Consider the following 19,291-nt stretch of genomic DNA (forward strand, 5'->3'; position numbering starts at 1 on the left):
CGACGCGGACGCCGCAGCAGAAGTCTGGAAGTGTCTCACAATGCAACGCTTTTCACGCTGCAACTTAAGATTCAGAACGGTTAAGGAACGAAAGAGGCCCGAATCGCTGACTCGCCGCCTGGCTGATTTGACGACCTCAACATGTCGCAGGATACGCCGTTCAACAATACCATATCGGGTTTGAACTTGCTCCGCCCACACTGTTCCGGAGGCTGAATTCGTTAAATCCGGAGTCGAATCGGATTGGCCAAAGAGTCAACACGATTCAGAGCCGGATTCGTTCCGAAACGGCAGCGCACGGCTCTCTGTCGAAGCGCGGTCAGGTGGTCTCGCTCAATTCGTCTTGGCGGTCTTCTGCGCCGACACGAACTCCGTGGCTTCGATCATGCCTGTGCCAAGCGGCGTCGGAATGGTGATCCTGTAGGGCGCAAGTACGCGCGTTCCGGCAATGGGCGCGAACCAGATTTCCATGTTGCGCTGGGCCGCGACATATTTGATCGCGATGCGATCCGGCACATAGCCCGCAATCGGCGTGAAATAGACCGCGCACACCACGACGGGACCGCGATAGCCCTTTTCGCTCTTCACATTTTCCATGCGCTTGTATTCGAGGCGCAGATCGTAACGCATCCGCCCGTCGAACACCGGCAACGTCTTCCGGCAGGCCTCGGGGCCGACCGGATCGGCATTGCCCGCGACCCTGACCAGCGCCCCCGTCATCGGATCGAGCACATTGCGCCGGTGCGCATCCGTGACCGGGATGCGGCCCGGCGTGTCCGGCGGCTGCGGCTCGATGACCGAATCCTTCACATTGCCGCCGCCGAGATTGATACGGATGACTTCGGCCTTCTTCCCATAGTTGATGGTCGAGACATAACTCAGCGGCGAGAATTGACCGGCGGCGATGCGGCCTTGCGCGGTGCCTGTGCCATTGCCGCCGCCGATGGATTTCATCAGGCCGGTGGTCGCGCCGCTCACCGCCGCCGAATACTGATCGTCGGCGATATCGACGATCCAGGCCCCCTTGCCGATCGGCAAACCGGCCAGCGAGGCCTCATACTTCGCATCCAGGCGCCCCTGAGCGCTGGCCGGCCCTGCGGTCAGGACCGGGGCGGCGCAGAGAGCCAGCGACAACGCGAAAGCGGCCGTCGCGACCCGTCTGGAGATCAATTGGGGGAACCGGGGCATATTCACCGACGAAAATCCTGTTGCGCAAATGACCGGCAATTCACCGGGGCCACCGGGCACGGCATCGGCGGGAATTCGCCCGCAGAGGCCGCGAAAGTCATGATCGAAAGCCTGTAACAGCCTGTTTGCTCAGGGAATACGTCGATTATATGTTGGGAAATCCTTGGTTTGACGGGCAAAAATGCCGTTCCGGCGGGTACGGGCGAGCCTTGCGGCCTGCAGATAAGGGACTGAAATCGCCGCTAAACCTTGACGCTGGGCCGCCAGCCCCTTATAGCTCCGCCGTTCCTGAAATGGACGGTTTCAAACCCCCACGCGACCCCTTATGGCGGTCCGGGGCGACACAAGGATTTCTCGCCATGTCTCGGCGCTGCGAATTGACGGCCAAGGGGCCGCAGGTTGGTCACAAGGTCAGCCACTCGAACCACAAGACCAAGCGCCGGTTCCTGCCGAACCTGTGCAACGTCACCCTGATCTCGGAAACGCTGGGCCGCAACGTGCGCCTGCGCGTGTCGACCAATGCGCTGAAGTCGGTCGACCACAACGGCGGTCTCGACGCGTTCCTGCTCAAGGCAAAGACCGACAACCTGTCGCCGAAGGCCGTTGAGCTGAAGCGCCAGATCGAAAAGAAGAAGCTCGCCGCGGCAAGCTGATCGTCCGATCCGAATTCCTGATTTTGAAAAGGCCGGGCGAAAGCCCGGCTTTTTTGTTTGATCGAACATCCGCGCCCGTCATTGCGAGGAGCGCTTGCGACGAAGCAATCCATTTCCTTCCGTTTCAAAGAGTGCATTGCTTCGCTTCGCTCGCAATGACGAAGAAACCGCGAACGGCCGATGAGGTGCTCACTCCCGCACCAGCGTGAACTGCAGCAAGAGCGTGCGCTGGATCATCGAGAAATTGTCGTCGGACACCATGGTCAGCACGGTCTCGCCATCGCCGGTGACATGCACGTCGATGCCCTCCATGTTGTCGATCTCGTAGCCGAGATCGACCTCGAAGATCGCCGGCCCGTCGATCACGGCATCGCGCGCGATCGACGCGCCCGGAATCCGGCGGATGCGGATGCCGACGCCCTCCATGAGCGAGAACTTGCGCTCCAGCAGCAGCAGATCGCCGGACGGCAGCAGCACCGCATCGCTGATATCGAAATTATTGCTCCGTTTCACTGTGAACTGGCCTGGCGATGGGCCCCCGATCAGAAAGCTCAGGATATTTCCTGAAGGATCGAGCCCGCGCTCGGAAATCGCGATCAGCGTTCCCGCCAGCGGCTGTCCCTTCGGCACGAACACCAGCGCCTCAAGCCCCTTGTTGAACGGCAGCTTGCTGATCTCCGGCGGCAGCGGCAACGCTTCGCCGCGCGAGCGGACGCCACCCTTGGCGAAATCGAAGCGCACGATCTGGTTGACCCGCTCGAAGCCGACATAAACATGGGAGCCATCAAGCGCGAGCGACTCGCTGTCGAACCATCCGCGCGACGTGATCTTCTTGCCGTCACCGTCCAGCATCGGCGCCGATGTCACATCGGCAAGACCCGCAAGACGTTTGCCGCGATAGGCGATGCGCCCTGTAAACCACTGTCCCTTGTCGCTGATCGCGATGAACTGCTCGCCCTTCTTGTCGAGACGCAGTCCGGACAACCCGCCGAAACCGCGAAAGGACGACGTGAGAATCAATCCGCTGCGAAATTCCAGCGCGCCGTAACGGACATGGGTCGAGTCGCGTGGATCAAACGACTCGATCGGCCGTGCCTTGACGTCCACCAGGGACGGAGCCGTCTGCGCATGGGCTGCACTTGGGCTCAAACCGGCGATGCCGGCCGGCAGCGCAGCCGCCGCGCCCTGCAGAAGCCGCCGGCGGCTGATGGCACTTGTCATGATTTATGAATGTAACCGTCGGCGGCGAGGCGTCGGCGCCTCGGTATGCGTCTCGGTGAAAAGCTCGGCCAGCTTTTCGGTGATCGCGCCGCCAAGCTCCTCCGCATCCACAATGGTGACCGCGCGGCGATAGTAGCGCGTCACATCGTGCCCGATGCCGATAGCAATCAGTTCGACTGGCGAGCGCGTCTCGATTTCCTCGATGATATGGCGCAGATGCCGCTCGAGATAATTGCCCGGATTGACCGACAGCGTCGAGTCGTCCACGGGCGCGCCGTCCGAAATCATCATCAGGATCTTGCGCTGCTCGGAGCGTCCGAGCAGGCGCTTGTGCGCCCAGTCGAGCGCCTCGCCGTCGATGTTTTCCTTGAGCAGGCCCTCGCGCATCATCAGGCCGAGGTTCTTGCGCGCGCGCCGCCATGGCGCGTCCGCCGACTTGTAGATGATGTGGCGCAGATCGTTGAGACGGCCCGGATTGGCGGGCTTGCCCGCCGCCAGCCACGCCTCGCGCGACTGCCCACCCTTCCAGGCGCGCGTGGTGAAGCCGAGAATCTCGACCTTGACGCCGCAACGCTCCAGCGTCCGTGCCAGAATATCGGCGCAGGTCGCTGCCACCGTGATGGGGCGTCCGCGCATCGAGCCCGAATTGTCGAGCAGCAGCGTCACCACCGTATCGCGGAAGGTGGCTTCCTTCTCGTGCATGAAGGACAGCGGATGGAACGGATCGGTCACAACGCGCGACAGCCGCGCCGGATCGAGAATGCCTTCCTCGAGATCGAAATCCCAGGCGCGGTTCTGCTGCGCCATCAACTTGCGCTGCAGCCGATTGGCGAGACGCGCCACGATGTGCTGAAGGTGCGCGAGCTGCTTGTCGAGATAGCTGCGCAGGCGCTCCAGTTCGTCGTGCTCGCACAAATCTTCCGCCGAGACCACCTCGTCGAACTTTGGCGCGAAGGCATGATATTCCGGCCCGCGCGGCTCGTTGCCGCCGCGGCCCGGTGGGCGATGCGCCTCACCCGGCGACTCATCCTCGCCCATCTCGTTGTCGTCGAAGGCGTCGCTGGCGGAGGCCTGCGCGCTTTCCATCGCATTCTCCGACATTTCCTCTGTCGACGACTGCGACTGGTCGGCGCTCATCTCCTCGGCGGCTTCGCTGTCGGGCGAACCATCGGCGCCGGACTGATCCTTCTCGCCTTCGCGGTTCTCGTCCTGATCGTCGTCCTGGTCCTGATCAGCGTTGGTTTCGTCGCCAAGCTCGAGCGCATCCAGCAGATCGTGAACCACATCGCCGAAGCGCGACTGGTCCTCGGTGAACTCCTTCAGACGGTCGAGACGCGCGCCGATCTTGTCTTCCAGAATCGGCCGCCAGAGATCGACCATCTTGCGCGCGGCCTGCGGCGGCGCGAGGCCGGTCAGGCGCTCGCGCACCATCATGGCCAGCGCATCGGACAGCGGTGCATCGGCGCGGTCGGTGATCTCGTCGTACTTGCCGCGATGGAAATGATCGTCGAGCATCGCGGTGAGATTCTTGGCGACGCCGCTCATGCGCTTGGCGCCGATCGCTTCCACGCGGGCCTGCTCGACAGCCTCGAAGACGCCGCGCGCCTGCGGATTGCCCGGAACCAGCTTGCGATGCACCTTCGGATCGTGACAGGCGATGCGGAGCGCAATGGAGTCGGCATGGCCGCGCACGATGGCCGCGTCCTTGCGGGTCAGCTTGCGTGCAGGCTCAGGGAGCCTTGCCTTGCCGGGCGACAGACCCGGACGTTCGGCGGCGAACGTCACTTCGAGTTCAGGCTGCTTGGCAATCGCGCGCAACGCCGACGTCACCGCGCGCTTGAACGGCTCGGTCGGAGATTCCTTCGACCCGGTCCTGAACTTGGTATTGGACGTGCTCATTGCGCCTTCAATCTCGCACTCTTTGCACCCTCTCCCCTTGTGGGAGAGGGTGGATCGCCGAAGCGAAGCGGAGGCGAGCCGGGTGAGGGGTAAGCGTCTGTCCTGAACCCCCCACCCGCCTCGCAGCCTTGGCTGCTCGGCACCCTCTCCCACAAGGGGAGAGGGGAAGTTGTTCAGCTCAACGCGACATTCACCGACGATTCCGGCAGTTCTGCATTGAAGCAGCGCTGATAGAATTCCGCCACCAGCGGGCGCTCAAGCTCATCGCACTTGTTCAGGAAGGTGACGCGGAAGGCGAAGCCGATATCGCCGAAGATCTCGGCGTTCTCAGCCCAGGTGATGACCGTGCGCGGCGACATCACCGTCGAGAGATCGCCATTGGCGAAGGCGTTGCGCGTCAGGTCCGCAAGACGAACCATCTTGTTGACGATGTCGCGACCCGCGTCCGTGCGATAATGCTTGGCCTTCGCTAGCACGATTTCGACTTCCTCATCATGCGGCAGATAGTTCAGCGTGGTGACGATCGACCAGCGGTCCATCTGGCCCTGGTTGATCTGCTGGGTGCCGTGATAGAGGCCCGACGTATCGCCGAGACCGATGGTGTTGGCGGTGGCGAACAGGCGGAACGCCGGATGCGGTTTGATGACCTTGTTTTGGTCGAGCAGCGTCAGTCGGCCCGAGACTTCGAGCACGCGCTGGATCACGAACATCACGTCCGGGCGGCCGGCGTCGTATTCGTCGAACACCAACGCGACATTGTGCTGAAGCGCCCATGGCAGGATGCCGTCGCGGAATTCCGTGACCTGCTTGCCGTCCTTTACGACGATCGAGTCCTTACCGACGAGGTCGATACGGCTGATATGGCTGTCGAGGTTGACGCGCACGCACGGCCAGTTCAGCCGCGCCGCGACCTGCTCGATATGGGTCGACTTACCGGTGCCGTGAAAGCCCGTGACCATGACGCGGCGGTTTTTCGAGAAACCCGCAAGGATCGCAAGCGTGGTGGCGCGGTCGAAACGATAGTCCGAATCGACGTCCGGCACATGGGGATCGCTGTTGGAGTAGGCAGGAACCTCGAGGTCGCTGTCGATACCGAAGACCTGGCGGACCGACACCTTCATGTCGGGGAGGTTCGTGACTTCCTGGGATAGAGTCGTGGCGGCGCTCATCAATCCTCCGTGGTCCCGGATGCTCCCGAAACCAGTCGTGCTTGCTGCGGGTGGGGTGCGTTCTTTAACCTAGCAGACAGATGCGAGCGGCAGAAGCCCACCCCCTGATGAAAGTTCCATCGTATTTTCATCGAGATAGGCAATTTTCACAGCTTTGGTAGGTCTGCCCTGCGATAGACGGGGAACGCGGGATTCCTAAGGGTAGCGGGTGGCGGTTTGCACCGGAATCACCGCTATGCTGGATTCGGAAGCAAACGCGCAGTATCGGACGTCGGGTGGCCTCATACTTTCAGCAACTGATCGGCTTCGTCTCGCTTCATGCGGCGCTGGCCTATGCCGCGATCTTCCTTGCGGCCTTCCTCGAGGCCGTCCCGATCCTTGGATCTCTGATCCCGGGATCGACCCTCATCATCGCGCTCGGCGCTCTCATTCCGTCCGGCAGCCTCGGCTTTATTCCGGTTCTGGGCCTTGCGGTGGTGGGCGCGCTGCTGGGAGACGGCATTGCTTACTGGATCGGCCATGTCAGCCAACGCAAGGTGCTGACATCTTGGCCGATGGTCAATTACCGGCAGCTTGTGGCGAGAAGCGAAGATTTCTTTCGTCGCTACGGGACGCTAGCGGTTTTCCTTGCGCGTTTCGTGCCTCCGGTCCGCGCCGTGATCCCTATCACCGCCGGCGCACTTGGCATGCCGCCGCATCGCTTCTATCCGGTCAATGCCGCGGCTGTGCTGATATGGGCCGCGCTGCATGTCCTGTCCGGCGCACTTGCCGGCTCGGCTGCGGAGCGCTGGGGCATGAAGATCGAACACTACGGAGTTCCGCTGGTCGTCGGTATCGCCGCCGTTGGATGTCTGGCGGTGGCCGCGCAATACTGGCGTCAACGGCGCAAGACTGCGGCGGATTCGAGCCGGTAGCGGAGGACCTCCGGTGAAACGGACAGACATTCCGATTTTTTCAGATCGCAACGTCGCGAAGGTGTTCGACGCCTGTCCAGCGGACATCCGCGCCAGGCTGATGATTCTTCGCGCGATCATCCTCTCCACCGCCGAAGGCCTCGACGGCGTCGGCCCGATCGAAGAAACCCTGAAATGGGGCCAGCCCAGCTACCTCACCACCGAATCCGGCAGCGGCAGCACCATCCGGATCGGCCGCGAAAAGACCGACGGCCGCATCGCGATGTATTTCCACTGCCAGACCGATCTGGTCGCGACATTCCGCGAACTCTATCCGACCCAGATGACCTACGGCGGCAACCGCAGCATCCTGTTCGATATGTCTGACAGAATTCCGGAAAAGGCGCTGCGCCACTGTATCGGGCTGGCGCTGACCTATCACGTTCGCAAGGGCGCGGCGAAAAGCGGAACTGCACCGATGCGGAAGTCAGCATCAAGAACGACGCCTGCTTCCGCCAGATCGAAGACCGCCGCGCTCAAGCCTCGCGCACGACGGTCTTGAGATAGTTGTAGGCCTTGATGATCTCGATCAGGCGATCTTCCGTCGAGCGGTCGCCGCCATTGGCATCGGGATGATGCTGCTTCACCAGCAGCTTGTATTTGGCCTTCACCGTCTCCAGCGTGGCATCGGGACCGAGCCCCATCACCAGAAGCGCCTTTTTCTCGGCATTGAAAATCTTCCGAGTTTCCGCTTTCGGCTCTTCCGCTTTCGCATTGGCGCGCCAGCGGCCGCCACGGCCATTCATCTCGCTGAAGACGCTGAACGGGTCGACGGCGTCTTCGAGATTGACCTGACCCGACTTGCCTTTGCCCTTGGCGCCGTTCTGGCCCATTTTCCAGGTCGGACGATGGCCGGTCTGCGCATCCTTCTGGTAGGTGGCGACGGCTTCGTCGCTCATGCCCTGAAAGAAGTTGTAGCCCTGATTATATTCGCGGACATGATTGAGACAGAAGTGCCAGTAGTCCTTTTCCTGACCACGGCCCTTCGGCGCACGATGCGCGCCCCGGTTCTTGCAGCCGGGAGCCTCGCACATCACTGCCTCCTCGCGCACCGCCTTTTGCTTTGCGGCGGTCTTGGTCGGCTTGACGCGGATGCTGTCAAAGAATTTCGATGAGTCGATAGCCATGGCGGATAATGACGAGCCTGAATGCGAGCTTCGATTCCGAAGCGATTTTTCAAGAGCGCGGAGTATACATCACCGCGCGGGTGAACCGCAATTGAAACGGCTCTATTGACCTTGGCGAATAACGCACGATATTGCGCGGATCATGACGGTCAGGGACACAATCACAAAGAAGTTGAGCGAGGCTTTCGCACCCGAAAGCCTCGACGTTGCGGATGAGTCCCATTTGCATGAAGGCCACGCCGGCCACAGGCCGGGCGGCGAAACGCATTTCAGAGTCTATATCGTGTCGAAAGCCTTCGAGGGGAAGACCCGGGTCGACCGTCACCGCATGATAAATACGTTACTGGCACCGGAACTGTCCGGCTCGGTTCATGCGCTGGCAATCCACGCCCATGCACCCGGCGAGAACAGCCGCCGCCCCGCACCGGCGGAAGCCTGCAAGCACTGAGCTTCAGAACGCCGTTCCAGCCTTCGGTTTCTTTTCCAGCACGTCACTGTCGCGCGGCAGCGGCACGATGCGCAGCGCGGTGATGCGGTTGCGCTCGCGGCGGAGCACGCGGAAGCGAAACCCGTGGAACGTGAAGCTCTGGCCACGATCTGGGATCGAACGCGCCTCGTGAATCACAAGGCCGGCGATGGTGGTCGCTTCTTCATCCGGCAGATGCCAGTCCATCGCACGGTTGAGATCGCGGATCGGAACCGATCCATCGACCACGACCGAACCATCCGGTTGCGCGCGCACGCCCGCCACCGCGACGTCGTGCTCGTCGGAAATATCGCCGACGATCTCTTCCAGAATGTCTTCCAGCGTGACGAGGCCTTCGACCTCGCCATATTCGTCCACCACCAGCGCGAAGTGGGTCTTGCGGCGGCGGAAGGCCTTGAGCTGTTCCGACAGCGGCCGCATTTCCGGAACGAACCACGGCGGCAGGGCAAGCGCCGCCACGTCGATCTTGGACAGGTCGCCATCGTTGGCGCGGATTGCGCGCAACAAATCCTTGGCGTGAAGCACCCCGATGATGTTTTCTGGCTTCTCCCGCCAGAGCGGAATGCGGGTGTATTCCGAATCGAGAATGGCCTCGATCACCGCATCGCGCGGGCCGTCGACATTGACGCTGATCATCTTGGTGCGATGGACCATCACATCCGAAACCGCCAGGTCGCCGAACCGGAACACATTCTGGATGTACTCGGCCTCGCCGCTCTCGATCTTGCCGTGCTCCGCGGATTCTTCCACCAGCCCTTCGATTTCGGAATCGGTGAGAATCTCGCTTTGCGAGGATTCCTTGACGCCGAGAATCCGGAGAATTCCGCGCGAGGCCCCGTTCAACAGCCAGTTCAGCGGATAAAGAACGAGATAGGACACATGGAGAGGATAGGCGATCCATTGCGACACCGGAATCGGCTCCCGGATCGCCAGCGTCTTCGGCACCTGCTCGCCGATCACGATGTGAAGCGAGGAGAACACCAGGAACCCTGTGATGAACGCGGTGAAGTGCAGCGCGGACTCCGGCATGCCCAGCGGTTCGAGTACCGGCTTGAGCAATGCCGCCACCGTCGGCTCGCCTACCCACCCGAGACCGAGCGAGGCCATGGTGATGCCGAGCTGGCAGCAGGCAAGATAGGCCTCGATATTGCTCATCATCTGCAACAGGAGGCGGGCGCCGAAGCGGTTCTGTTCGGCCATCGCCTTGACGCGGAAGCCGCGGCTCTTCACCAACGCGAATTCCGCCGCCACGTAAAATGCGTTGGCGGCTAGCAGAAGAGTGGCGATCAGCAGATTGATGGCGGCCGAATTCATGTCTGTTCCTGTCCCGGCTTCATGGGCCCGGACAACCTTCCATTAACCTGACAGTTTTTCCTGAAGGAAATCGCGCACCTTCATTGGATCGACATCGTTGACGATCACGGCCTTGCCGATCGCTTCCAGCAGGATGAACGTGAGCTTGCCGCGCTTGACCTTCTTGTCCTGTCCCATCAGGGTCAGCAGCGTATCGGCATCGCCAAGACCCTCCTGCTGAAAGCCAGCAATGTCCTGCAGCCGGGTCGGCAAGCCGACCGATGCCAGATGACGTTGCACACGCGCGGCCTCCGCCGCCGGAATCATGTTGAGGCGTGCCGAGAACTCCGCCGCGAGCACCATGCCGACAGCAACGCCCTCACCGTGGAACAGCCGATCCGAGAAACCGGTCGCAGCTTCCAGCGCATGGCCGAAGGTATGTCCAAGGTTAAGCAGCGCGCGGTCGCCGGTCTCGCGCTCGTCGCGGGCCACGATGGCGGCCTTGGCGCGGCAGCTCATCGCAATGGCCTGTTCGCGCGCCGCTCCGCCTGCAAAGATTTCCGTGTGATTGGCGTCCAGCCAGTCGAAGAAGTCCAGATCGCCGAGCACGCCGTATTTGGCGACCTCCGCATAACCCGCGCGAAACTGGCGCGGCGACAGCGTGTCGAGCACGGCGGTATCGGCCACCACCAGCACCGGCTGATGGAACGCGCCCACCAGATTCTTGCCATGCGGCGAATTGATCCCGGTCTTGCCGCCGACCGACGAATCGACCTGCGCCAGCAGCGATGTCGGCACCTGCACGAAATCGACGCCGCGCCGGACAATCGACGCGGCAAAGCCCGCGAGATCGCCGATCACGCCGCCACCGAGCGCGACCACAAGATCGTTGCGCTCGATCTTCGCGGCAATCAGGCCTTCGCACACATCCTGCAGAACGCCGTAGCTTTTCGAGGCCTCGCCCTCACCGACCACGATGCGCGAGGATGCAATGCCCGCCTCCGCCAGCGCCGCTTCGGTCTGGGCCAGCCAGTGTTGCGCGACGGTGCGATCGGTGACGATGGCGACGCGCGCGCCGGGCCGCAGCTTGGCAATGCGATGGCCCAGCGAGGGCAGCACATCGCGGCCGATGACGATGTGATAGGCGCGGTCGCCGAGCGCGACGCCGACAGTGACCGGATTTGCCGTCACCGGATTCGAGGTCTTCACAGAAGTGGCCATCATGTTCCGCTGGAGTGTGACGCGCCGGCAGGCAGCAAATGCGCGGAGAGCGCGTCGATACATTCATCGACGATCTTTTCGTGCGGCACGTCACGCGACGCCACCGCCAGATCGGCGAACTGATAAAAGGGGCTGCGTTCGGCAATCAGCCGCTCGATGGTCGCGGCGGGATCTGGAGTCTGCAGCAGCGGCCTGTCGGCGCGGCGCTTGACGCGCTTGAGGATCACGTCGCCGTCCGCCTTCAGCCAGATCGACACCGCCTTGTCGTGAATCCTGTTGCGCGTTTCCTCGCGCATGAAGGCGCCGCCGCCGGTCGCGATCACGCAGGAGCCGCCCTCCAGCAGACGCGCAATTACCCGCGCCTCGCCATCGCGAAAGTATGGCTCGCCATGCTGCGCGAAGATTTCGCTGACCGACATGCCGGCATGGGCAACTTCGATTTCATGATCGGCATCGAGAAACGGCATGTGCAGCCGAGCGCCCAGACGCCGACCGATGGTCGACTTGCCCGACCCCATCATGCCGACCAGCACCACCGGACGGCCATGCAGGGCCGCGACGATGTCGGCCTCGCGGGTCGTGCTGTCCTGATGTCTGGCCGCGATCTCGGTCATTTCTGGCTCGGTTGGGCCGCGGAGCGGCTAAACGTCACCTATACTACTCCTGCGGTTACCGCCGCTAGAGACTCTTGCCGAACCAGCGCGAACATGTTGGTACTTTGGCACGGCAGAACCGTCGTTCCGCTGGTTAACGCGCCGCCTGACGCGGCTTCCCTGAAGGTTAATGCGAGGCTTTCCGCGATGCCCAGCCTGTTTCGCTTCCTGACGGTCGTCGCCATCATCGGCGGGCTGATCTATGGCGGCATTTTCGCGCTGGCCAATTTCGTCAATCCGAAGCCGCGTGAAATGACGGTTAGCGTTCCGCCCGACAGATTCCTCAAGCGATAAACGACGAGGGATCATGCCCTCCGAGACAGTTTCCGACACCCGTTCGATTTCGCTGTTTCTCGACATGCTCGCCGCCGAGCAGGGCGCGGGCGTCAACACGCTCGATGCCTATCGCGGCGACCTTGAGGATCTCTCCAGCTTTCTCTCCCGGCACAAGTCATCGTTGCAGATCGCCGACACCCAGATGCTGCGCGACTATCTCGATGACCTCGACACGCGCGGGTTCAAGTCGTCGAGCGTGGCGCGCAAGCTGTCATCGACGCGGCATCTGTTCCGCTTTCTCCTGAGCGAGCGCAAGCGCGGCGATGATCCGGCGGCGATCCTGTCCGGACCGAAACGCGGGCGCGCGCTGCCGAAAGTCCTGTCTATCGCCGATGTCGATCGCCTGCTCACACAGGCGAAGACTTCCGCTAGCCTACCGGACCAATCGCCTCTACAGACGTTGCGCGCGCTGCGCCTCTCCTGTCTGCTTGAAGTCCTGTACGCCACTGGCCTGCGCGTCTCCGAACTGGTGGCACTGCCGCTCTCCGCCGCGCAGCGCGATGCGCGCATGATCGTGGTGCGCGGCAAGGGCAACAAGGAACGCCTTGTCCCGCTCAATGACTCCTCCAAGCAGGCGATGGCGGATTATCTCGCCGCGCTCGACACCACGCAGAAGGACTCGCGGAAGCCGGCGGCGGCCTCGAAGTGGCTGTTTCCCTCCTCGGGCGAAAGCGGCCATCTGACGCGGCAGCATTTCGCACGCGACCTCAAGGAGCTGGCGGCGGCGACGGGTATCGCACCTCGCCTCGTCAGCCCCCATGTGCTGCGTCACGCCTTCGCATCTCACCTGTTGCACAACGGAGCGGATCTGCGAATCGTCCAGACATTGCTCGGTCATACCGACATCTCCACGACGCAGATCTACACCCATATCGTCGAAGAACGGCTGAAGAGCCTGGTGCGCGACCTGCATCCGCTGGCCGATAAATGACCCCTTAAATACTCAACAATATCGGGCCTTTCCATCGCGGCGCTTGACTTGGGACCGCTTCTTGACTTGAAAGGCGAGCCGAATTCCGTCCCGGAGGCCCTTCGCCTGACCGGACCAATCCCTATATATTCGCGACATGCCGGACCCGATGCGCAGTTATCTCGACTTTGAAAAGCCTGTCGCCGAACTCGATTCGAAGATCGACGAACTGCGCGCACTTGCCGCCAGCGGCAGCGATATCGGCGAGGAAGTCTCGCGCATCGAGGAGAAGGCCGCGCAGGCGCTCAGGGACCTCTATGCCGAACTGACGCCCTGGCAGAAGACGCAGGTCGCGCGGCATCCGATGCGTCCGCATTGTGTGGACTACATCAAGGAACTCATCACCGAATTCACGCCGCTGGCGGGCGACCGCAAGTTCGGCGACGATGAAGCGCTGGTCGGCGGCTTCGGGCGTTTCCGCGGCGAAAGCATTTGCGTGATCGGCCAGGAAAAGGGCTCGACCACCGAGACCCGGCTCAAGCACAATTTCGGAATGGCCAAGCCGGAAGGCTATCGCAAGGCCGTTCGCCTGATGGAAATGGCAGATCGCTTCGGCATTCCGGTGCTTTCGCTGGTCGATACCGCTGGCGCCTATCCCGGCATCGGCGCGGAAGAACGCGGACAGGCGGAAGCCATCGCACGCTCCACCGATGCCTGCCTCAATCTCGGCGTGCCCAATGTCGCCGTCGTCATCGGCGAGGGCGGGTCGGGCGGCGCGATCGCGATCGCCACTGCCAACCGCGTACTGATGCTCGAACACGCCGTCTACAGCGTCATCTCGCCGGAAGGCGCGGCCTCGATCCTGTGGCGCGATTCGGCCAAGGCGCAGGAAGCGGCGATCAACATGAAGATCACCGCGCAGGATCTGCTGCGCTTCGGCGTGATCGACACCATCCTGAAAGAGCCGCCGGGCGGCGCCCATCGCGACCCTGCCGAAATGATCGCGCGGACAGGCGATGCCATCGCCCAGTCCTTCAACGACCTGCGCAACCTGGATGCGGGCGCGGTGCGGAACCAGCGCCGGCAGAAGTTCCTCGATATCGGGCGCAAGCTCGGCTGATAAAAGCCGTGCCGGATCATGGCCTTTTTGGGGCAGCCCCGTTCGCGGACCAGCCGTTTTTCACCAGTGTTTTGATTTACTTAGCGTTGACCATAACGCGGGCAAAAGCCCCGGGCCGCGGCCCGTTCAGCTTGCGACCGAGGGCGGTTTAAGGATAATAATTGCTCAATTGCCGACGCATGTTTTGAGCCAAAAAGCCAAGCGCGCTTTTACGACGAAAACACATGCGGCCTTTTGAGAAGGCGGCGTTTTCCGGGCCGCCCCTTGCGCGCCACTTTGTCGGAAGATGACTGCCGCTGGTCTTGGACCTGTTTGTCTTGGGTCTCGCCGGAAGTATGGGGATTACCGGTTTGCCGCGAAGCCTTGGCATTGGACGCCTTGCAGTGATGAAACGCCCGCCGGTTCGTGCGCTTGTCACCGCGGCTGCGCTTGCGGCCGGCGTTCTGCTGGCCGGCTGCAATGGCGAACAACTGTCCCCCAGTTCAAAAGCCAATCGCCCGATCCCCGACAAGCTGCTCGCCGAGATCGAAGCGAAGAACATGGACAAGGGCTCGCCGATGCTGGTGCGCCTGTTCAAGCAGGAAGCCGAACTCGAAGTCTGGAAGCAGGACCGCAACGGCAAGTACGCGCTGCTGAAGACCTATCCGATCTGCCGCTGGTCGGGCGACCTCGGACCGAAGGTGAAGGAAGGCGACCGGCAGGCGCCAGAAGGCTTCTACTCGATCACCCCGGCCCAGATGAATCCGAACTCGGGCTACTATCTGTCGTTCAACATGGGCTATCCCAACGCCTATGACCGCGCCTGGGGCCGCACCGGATCGCAACTGATGGTGCATGGCGACTGCTCGTCGCGCGGCTGCTACGCCATGACCGACGAACAGATTTCTGAAATTTATGCCCTCGGCCGCGAATCCTTCTTCGGCGGCCAGAATGCATTTCAGGTGCAGGCCTATCCGTTCCGCATGACGGCGCAGAACATGGCCCGCCATCGCAACAATCCGAACATGCCTTTCTGGAAGATGATCAAGGAAGGCAACGACCATTTCGAGGTCACCAAGCAGGAGCCGAAGGTCGACTTCTGCGAAAAGAAATATGTCTTCGACGCCGAGAAGCCTGCCGGCTCGACCCGTCCGCTCGCCTTCAATGCCTCCGCGCAGTGCCCGGCCTATCAGGTCTCGCCCGAAATCGCCGAGGCCGTTCAGGACAAGCAGCGCCAGGACGAACTCAAGACCGCGCAACTGATCTCGCGCGGCACCGCGATGGCGCGTTCGCGCGCCGGCATCGACGGCGGCATGCATCCGATTTTCGCATCCAAGCTGCCGGAAGGCGACGCGGCGATCGACCGCGACGTCACCGACTATGCGATCGCCTCCAACGGCCCCGCCCCCGGCACCGTGCCCGCCCATGCAACGATCCCACGGGCGCCCGAAGGCGCTCCGTCGTCGTTCAGTTTCACATCGCCCGGCTCGAACAGCGAACCGATGGTCGCCGTCACCAGCACGACGATGCCCGCGGGCACCGCCTCGGCGAATGCCAGCGCCGCCAACTCGTCGGAAGGATTCTTCAGCAAGCTGTCGCGCAGCGTCGGCCTGCGCGGTTCGGAACCCGCTCCTGCCCCGGCGCCCGCGCCGGTCACCACCGCGACGAAAGCGAAGGCAAAGTCGCCCGCACCGAGCAAGACAGCCAGGAGCGCCCCCCCGCGCGTCATCCCGCTTGAGCGCCAGCAGGCGCAGGCTCAACCGCAGCAGGCCAAACCTGCCGGCCCGGCTACAGCCCCTGCCGCCGCAGCCCCCGCGCCTTCGCATCCGCAATCGCTTGCGGGAGCGCAGCCGGCCGTGCCCGCGAACTCGTTCGACAGCCGCTGGTCGACGGTCCGCTAAAGCTGAACGATCTCACGTCACAAAAAAACGCCGGTCTTACGACCGGCGTTTTACGTTTGAATGCCTGAACGTGTCAGGCGAACTTGCCGTGGCAGTGCTTGAACTTCTTGCCGGAGCCACACGGGCAATCCTCGTTGCGGCCCACCTTGCCCCATGTCGCGGGGTTCTGCGGATCGCGATCGGCCGGCGACACCGGCGCGAGCGACGCCTGCGCGAAGGCCATCTCGTCCTCACCGGTGTTCGGATTGAGCTTGTGCGCTTCCATCTGCGGCAGTTCGGGCTGTTCGTCCGGTGGCACGATCTCGACGCGGACCAATTGCGCCGTCACCGCCTCGCGCAGATGCGCGATCAGGCTCTCGAACAGGTTGAACGCCTCGGACTTGTACTCCTGCAGCGGATCGCGCTGGCCGTAGCCGCGCAGGCCGATGACCTGACGCAGGTGATCGAGCATGACGAGATGCTCGCGCCACAGATGATCCAGCGTCTGCAGCAGGATTGATTTCTCGACATAGCGCATGACGTCAGGCCCGAACTGCGCCGACTTCGCCGCCATCACCTCGTCGACACGCTTCTCGATGCGCGCCAGCATCTCTTCGTCGGCGATGCCTTCTTCCTTGGCCCATTCGTCAACCGGCAGATCGAGATCGAGAACGCGCTTCAACTCTTCCTTGAGACCCGCGACGTCCCACTGCTCGGCATAGGCGTGTTCAGGAATGTGCTTGGCGACCAGATCGTCCACCAGCGCATGACGCATGTCCGATACCGTTTCGGCGACATTCTGGTCTCGCATCAGGTCGATGCGCTGATCAAAGATCGCCTTGCGCTGGTCGTTCTGCACGTCGTCGAACTTGAGCAGGTTCTTGCGGATGTCGAAGTTGCGCGCCTCGACCTTCTGCTGCGCCTTCTCGAGCGCCTTGTTGATCCACGGATGGATGATCGCCTCGCCTTCCTTGAGGCCGAGACGCTGCAGCATGGTGTCGAGCCGATCCGATCCGAAGATGCGCATCAGGTCGTCTTCGAGCGACAGATAGAACTTGGTGCGGCCGGGGTCGCCCTGGCGGCCGGCGCGGCCGCGGAGCTGGTTGTCGATGCGCCGCGACTCATGGCGCTCCGAACCGATAATGTAGAGGCCGCCGGGCTTTTGAATCGTCTTGGTGCCGGGCTTGTCCGGGTTGAGATCGACCGTTTCTTCGGCCTTGAGCACGATCTCCTTGAACTTTTCGATATCGACCTTGATGCCGTCGATGATCCGCTGCTTCTCGGCTTCGTCGGTGACGCCTTCGGTCTCGATCTGGCTGCGCATTTCAAGCGAGCCGCCGAGTTTGATGTCGGTGCCGCGGCCGGCCATGTTGGTGGCGATGGTGATCGCCCCGGGCACGCCGGCTTCGGCGACGATGTAGGCTTCCTGCTCGTGAAAGCGCGCGTTCAGCACGGCGAACAGTTTTGCCGGCTTGCCTGCGCGCGCGGCGGCATAGAGCTTTTCCAGCGCCTTCGGATTGCCGAAGTCGATCTGCTTGTAGCCGTTCTTCCGGAGGTACTCGCCCAGCACCTCGGACTTCTCGATCGAGGCCGTGCCGACGAGGACCGGCTGCATGCGCTTGTTGGCCCGCTCGATCTCGTCCAGAATCGCGCGGTGCTTTTCGTCCGCCGTGCGATAGACCTCATCGTCCTCGTCGAGACGCGCGATCGGCACGTTGGTCGGGACTTCGATGACCTCCAGCTTGTAGATATCGAACAGTTCGTCCGCTTCGGTCGCCGCCGTACCGGTCATGCCGGCCAGCTTCTCGTACATGCGGAAATAATTCTGGAAGGTGATCGAGGCCAGCGTCTGGTTTTCCGGCTGGACCGGCTGATGCTCCTTGGCTTCCAGCGCCTGATGCAGGCCTTCCGAATAGCGGCGGCCCGGCATCATGCGGCCGGTGAATTCGTCGATGATCACCACCTCGCCATCGCGGACGATATAGTCCTTGTCGCGCTGGAACAGCGAATGGGCGCGCAGCGCCTGATTGATGTGATGGACGACCGACACGTTCTCGACGTCATAGAGCGAGTCGCCCTTGAGCTGACCGGCCTCCTGCAGAAGATTTTCGATCTTTTCCATACCGGCTTCGGTCAGCGTGACGGTGCGCTGTTTCTCGTCGACCTCGAAGTCCGCCACCTTCTCCAGCTTCGGGATGTAGGTGTCGATGGTGTTGTAGAATTCGGAGCGGTCGTCGAGTGGACCGGAAATGATCAGCGGCGTGCGCGCTTCGTCGATCAGGATCGAGTCGACTTCATCGACGATGGCAAAGAAGTGCCCGCGCTGGACCATGTCCTCGAGCCGGTACTTCATGTTGTCGCGCAGATAGTCGAAGCCGTATTCGTTGTTGGTGCCGTAGGTGATGTCGCAGGCATAGGCGGCCTGACGCTCGGCATCGTCGAGTCCGTGCACGATCACACCGGTGCTCATGCCGAGGAAGGTGTAGATCTGGCCCATCCAGCCGGCGTCGCGCTTGGCGAGATAGTCGTTCACGGTGACGACATGGACGCCCTTGCCGGCGAGCGCATTGAGATAGACCGGCAGGGTCGCAACCAGCGTCTTGCCTTCGCCGGTTTTCATTTCGGCGATGTCGCCCTCATGCAGCACCATGCCGCCGATCAACTGAACGTCGAAGTGACGCTGGCCGAGGGTGCGCTTGGCGGCTTCGCGCACGGTCGCGAAGGCCGGCACCAGAAGATCGTCGAGCGACTTGCCTTCGGCGATCTGCTTGCGGAACTCCTCCGTCCGCGCCTTCAGCGCCTCATCGGAGAGCGCGGCGATTTCCGGCTCCAGCTTGTTGATGGCATCGACGCGGGCTTGGTATCCCTTGATCCGCCGGTCGTTGGCGGAGCCGAAAAACTTGCGGGCGAGCGCGCCGAGCATGAAACATTCCTGTCTTGCAGTTTGGCATTGCAGCCGCGATCCCAGCAGCCCAATCGTCCTGACTAAAGTTCGCAGTGTGGGCCCGATTGAGGCCCGTGTGAGGCATATCTTTCAGAATTACGTGCAGGGACAGACCCTTGGCGCAGTCCTTAAGAATTGGCGCTCAAGAAGATGAGTGCGGGAAACGACGTCCGAGGTTCACCCGCTCGGCCACGGCAAATCCGCGGCAGCCAGGCGAGCCTTGCGGGGCAGAGATATGGGCCGTCCAAAGCCTTGTCA

Annotated in this window: 17 protein-coding genes; 8 read left to right on the top strand and 9 right to left on the bottom strand. The window is 62.3% G+C overall.

Annotated elements, in window-relative coordinates:
- Window positions 1–333: 333 nt before the first annotated feature.
- Window positions 334–1,188, bottom strand: a complete 855-nt coding sequence (locus HMPREF9696_RS13805) for a DUF3108 domain-containing protein (protein ID WP_040301459.1) — start codon at window positions 1,186–1,188, stop codon at window positions 334–336.
- 359 nt (window positions 1,189–1,547) lie between these two features.
- Between HMPREF9696_RS13805 and rpmB the strand changes: the two genes are divergently transcribed.
- On the top strand, window positions 1,548–1,841 hold the full coding sequence (gene rpmB / locus HMPREF9696_RS13810) for a 50S ribosomal protein L28 (protein WP_002713647.1): 294 nt from the start codon (window positions 1,548–1,550) through the stop codon (window positions 1,839–1,841).
- A gap of 189 nt (window positions 1,842–2,030) precedes the next feature.
- On the opposite strand, the gene HMPREF9696_RS13815 is transcribed toward rpmB, so the two are convergent.
- The 3 genes from HMPREF9696_RS13815 to cobS form a co-directional block, all read right to left on the bottom strand.
- On the bottom strand, window positions 2,031–3,062 hold the full coding sequence (locus tag HMPREF9696_RS13815; protein ID WP_002713648.1) for an esterase-like activity of phytase family protein: 1,032 nt from the start codon (window positions 3,060–3,062) through the stop codon (window positions 2,031–2,033).
- A gap of 3 nt (window positions 3,063–3,065) precedes the next feature.
- A complete protein-coding gene (gene cobT / locus HMPREF9696_RS13820) occupies window positions 3,066–4,961 on the bottom strand; it encodes a cobaltochelatase subunit CobT (RefSeq protein WP_002713649.1) in 1,896 nt (631 codons plus the stop codon).
- 173 nt (window positions 4,962–5,134) lie between these two features.
- Complete coding sequence (gene cobS, locus HMPREF9696_RS13825) at window positions 5,135–6,130, bottom strand: cobaltochelatase subunit CobS (RefSeq protein WP_002713650.1); 996 nt, start codon at window positions 6,128–6,130, stop codon at window positions 5,135–5,137.
- 275 nt (window positions 6,131–6,405) lie between these two features.
- Here cobS and HMPREF9696_RS13830 point away from each other — a divergent pair, with 275 nt between their 5' ends.
- Window positions 6,406–7,044 (top strand): DedA family protein, encoded by a 639-nt coding sequence (locus HMPREF9696_RS13830; protein WP_002713651.1) that lies wholly within the window; start codon window positions 6,406–6,408, stop codon window positions 7,042–7,044.
- A gap of 13 nt (window positions 7,045–7,057) precedes the next feature.
- A complete protein-coding gene (locus HMPREF9696_RS13835; protein WP_002713652.1) occupies window positions 7,058–7,585 on the top strand; it encodes a DUF1801 domain-containing protein in 528 nt (175 codons plus the stop codon).
- Here the strand turns inward: HMPREF9696_RS13835 and HMPREF9696_RS13840 are convergent.
- Window positions 7,560–8,210 carry a J domain-containing protein gene (locus HMPREF9696_RS13840; protein ID WP_002713653.1) on the bottom strand — a complete coding sequence of 217 codons (651 nt, stop codon included), beginning with the start codon at window positions 8,208–8,210 and terminating at the stop codon, window positions 7,560–7,562. The two genes, HMPREF9696_RS13835 and HMPREF9696_RS13840, sit on opposite strands and share 26 nt — an antisense overlap.
- A 142-nt stretch (window positions 8,211–8,352) precedes the next feature.
- Between HMPREF9696_RS13840 and HMPREF9696_RS13845 the strand changes: the two genes are divergently transcribed.
- Window positions 8,353–8,658 (top strand): BolA family protein, encoded by a 306-nt coding sequence (locus HMPREF9696_RS13845; protein ID WP_002713654.1) that lies wholly within the window; start codon window positions 8,353–8,355, stop codon window positions 8,656–8,658.
- A 3-nt stretch (window positions 8,659–8,661) separates the two neighbouring features.
- Here HMPREF9696_RS13845 and HMPREF9696_RS13850 read toward each other — a convergent pair whose 3' ends face one another.
- The 3 genes from HMPREF9696_RS13850 to HMPREF9696_RS13860 are packed head-to-tail and all read right to left on the bottom strand — an operon-like array spanning window position 8,662 to window position 11,825.
- Entirely contained in the window at window positions 8,662–10,011 is a 1,350-nt protein-coding gene (locus HMPREF9696_RS13850; protein ID WP_002713655.1) for a hemolysin family protein, read from the bottom strand.
- A gap of 42 nt (window positions 10,012–10,053) precedes the next feature.
- The gene (gene aroB, locus HMPREF9696_RS13855; protein ID WP_002713656.1) at window positions 10,054–11,211 is read right to left on the bottom strand and encodes a 3-dehydroquinate synthase; all 1,158 of its coding nucleotides are present in this window, start codon (window positions 11,209–11,211) and stop codon (window positions 10,054–10,056) included.
- Window positions 11,211–11,825 carry a shikimate kinase gene (locus tag HMPREF9696_RS13860; protein WP_002713657.1) on the bottom strand — a complete coding sequence of 205 codons (615 nt, stop codon included), beginning with the start codon at window positions 11,823–11,825 and terminating at the stop codon, window positions 11,211–11,213. Before HMPREF9696_RS13860 ends, aroB begins: the two co-directional genes overlap by 1 nt.
- Window positions 11,826–12,011: 186 nt before the next feature.
- Here HMPREF9696_RS13860 and HMPREF9696_RS13865 point away from each other — a divergent pair, with 186 nt between their 5' ends.
- From HMPREF9696_RS13865 to HMPREF9696_RS13880, 4 genes are all read left to right on the top strand, one after another.
- Window positions 12,012–12,158 (top strand): hypothetical protein, encoded by a 147-nt coding sequence (locus HMPREF9696_RS13865; protein WP_002713658.1) that lies wholly within the window; start codon window positions 12,012–12,014, stop codon window positions 12,156–12,158.
- A gap of 13 nt (window positions 12,159–12,171) precedes the next feature.
- Complete coding sequence (xerD, locus tag HMPREF9696_RS13870) at window positions 12,172–13,131, top strand: site-specific tyrosine recombinase XerD (RefSeq protein WP_002713659.1); 960 nt, start codon at window positions 12,172–12,174, stop codon at window positions 13,129–13,131.
- A 136-nt stretch (window positions 13,132–13,267) separates the two neighbouring features.
- Complete coding sequence (locus HMPREF9696_RS13875; RefSeq protein ID WP_040301462.1) at window positions 13,268–14,230, top strand: acetyl-CoA carboxylase carboxyltransferase subunit alpha; 963 nt, start codon at window positions 13,268–13,270, stop codon at window positions 14,228–14,230.
- A gap of 386 nt (window positions 14,231–14,616) precedes the next feature.
- Window positions 14,617–16,110 (top strand): L,D-transpeptidase family protein, encoded by a 1,494-nt coding sequence (locus tag HMPREF9696_RS13880; RefSeq protein WP_002713661.1) that lies wholly within the window; start codon window positions 14,617–14,619, stop codon window positions 16,108–16,110.
- Window positions 16,111–16,183: 73 nt separating this feature from the next.
- Here the strand turns inward: HMPREF9696_RS13880 and secA are convergent, their stop codons facing one another.
- Entirely contained in the window at window positions 16,184–19,012 is a 2,829-nt protein-coding gene (gene secA / locus HMPREF9696_RS13885) for a preprotein translocase subunit SecA (RefSeq protein ID WP_002713662.1), read from the bottom strand.
- Window positions 19,013–19,291: the final 279 nt, after the last annotated feature.

This window comes from Afipia clevelandensis ATCC 49720, from assembly GCF_000336555.1.
Lineage (GTDB): Bacteria > Pseudomonadota > Alphaproteobacteria > Rhizobiales > Xanthobacteraceae > Afipia > Afipia clevelandensis.

Coding starts and splice junctions, on each gene's coding strand:
- HMPREF9696_RS13805 (WP_040301459.1), bottom strand. CDS start 1,188: ATGCCCCGGTTCCCCCAATTGATCTCCAGACGGGTCGCGACGGCCGCT.
- rpmB (WP_002713647.1), top strand. CDS start 1,548: ATGTCTCGGCGCTGCGAATTGACGGCCAAGGGGCCGCAGGTTGGTCAC.
- HMPREF9696_RS13815 (WP_002713648.1), bottom strand. CDS start 3,062: ATGACAAGTGCCATCAGCCGCCGGCGGCTTCTGCAGGGCGCGGCGGCT.
- cobT (WP_002713649.1), bottom strand. CDS start 4,961: ATGAGCACGTCCAATACCAAGTTCAGGACCGGGTCGAAGGAATCTCCG.
- cobS (WP_002713650.1), bottom strand. CDS start 6,130: ATGAGCGCCGCCACGACTCTATCCCAGGAAGTCACGAACCTCCCCGAC.
- HMPREF9696_RS13840 (WP_002713653.1), bottom strand. CDS start 8,210: ATGGCTATCGACTCATCGAAATTCTTTGACAGCATCCGCGTCAAGCCG.
- HMPREF9696_RS13845 (WP_002713654.1), top strand. CDS start 8,353: ATGACGGTCAGGGACACAATCACAAAGAAGTTGAGCGAGGCTTTCGCA.
- HMPREF9696_RS13850 (WP_002713655.1), bottom strand. CDS start 10,011: ATGAATTCGGCCGCCATCAATCTGCTGATCGCCACTCTTCTGCTAGCC.
- aroB (WP_002713656.1), bottom strand. CDS start 11,211: ATGGCCACTTCTGTGAAGACCTCGAATCCGGTGACGGCAAATCCGGTC.
- HMPREF9696_RS13860 (WP_002713657.1), bottom strand. CDS start 11,825: ATGACCGAGATCGCGGCCAGACATCAGGACAGCACGACCCGCGAGGCC.
- HMPREF9696_RS13865 (WP_002713658.1), top strand. CDS start 12,012: ATGCCCAGCCTGTTTCGCTTCCTGACGGTCGTCGCCATCATCGGCGGG.
- xerD (WP_002713659.1), top strand. CDS start 12,172: ATGCCCTCCGAGACAGTTTCCGACACCCGTTCGATTTCGCTGTTTCTC.
- HMPREF9696_RS13875 (WP_040301462.1), top strand. CDS start 13,268: ATGCCGGACCCGATGCGCAGTTATCTCGACTTTGAAAAGCCTGTCGCC.
- HMPREF9696_RS13880 (WP_002713661.1), top strand. CDS start 14,617: ATGAAACGCCCGCCGGTTCGTGCGCTTGTCACCGCGGCTGCGCTTGCG.
- secA (WP_002713662.1), bottom strand. CDS start 19,012: ATGCTCGGCGCGCTCGCCCGCAAGTTTTTCGGCTCCGCCAACGACCGG.